1 protein-coding gene is annotated in these 290 nt (G+C 69.3%); it reads right to left on the bottom strand.

All coding sequences use genetic code 11. From position 1 onward, the window contains the following. On the bottom strand, positions 1-290 hold a 290-nt coding region (locus MD536_RS21185), incomplete at both ends, for a hypothetical protein (protein WP_239603785.1).

Consider the following 290-nt stretch of genomic DNA (forward strand, 5'->3'; position numbering starts at 1 on the left):
CCTCGAAATCCCCTGACGTCAGCGTCAGCTGGTAGTCGGTACTGGCGGCAAGGGCACCGACGTTGATCGACGCCGGATTCTGCAGGGTGACATTGACACCGGCGAGCTTGCGGGTGGCCGCGCGCAACTCGTCGATGATCTCGTCGGCACCGGGACGGGTGTCGCGCGGGGTCAGGCGGATCACCAGGCGGCCGACGTTGCCGCCGGCGACACCGCCGCCAGCCTGTCCCGCCGAGGACATCAATCCCTCGACCGCCGGGTGCGCCTGCACGATGGCGGCCAGTTCCTGC

Source organism: Flavihumibacter cheonanensis (assembly GCF_022352215.1).
In the GTDB taxonomy this organism is placed as follows: domain Bacteria; phylum Bacteroidota; class Bacteroidia; order Chitinophagales; family Chitinophagaceae; genus Flavihumibacter; species Flavihumibacter cheonanensis.